Consider the following 202-nt stretch of genomic DNA (forward strand, 5'->3'; position numbering starts at 1 on the left):
GACAGCACCCCGGCCACGTGCGCGGCGGCAACCTCGCCGATCGAGTGCCCGACCAGCACGTCCGCCCGCACACCCCAGCGGGTGAGCAGCGCGTGCAACGCCACCTCGACGGCGAACAACGCCGGCTGCGCATACCCCGTCCGGTGGATCAGCTCCTCGTCCGCCAGCACCTCCGCCAACGGCCGGTCCAGATGGGCATCCA

1 protein-coding gene is annotated in these 202 nt (G+C 72.3%); it reads right to left on the reverse strand.

The features are described 5' to 3' along the window. On the reverse strand, window positions 1-202 hold a 202-nt coding region (locus tag PUR61_RS09115; RefSeq protein WP_329877584.1), incomplete at both ends, for an acyltransferase domain-containing protein.

Source organism: Streptomyces sp. BE20 (assembly GCF_036322525.1).
Classification (GTDB): Bacteria; Actinomycetota; Actinomycetes; order Streptomycetales; family Streptomycetaceae; genus Kitasatospora.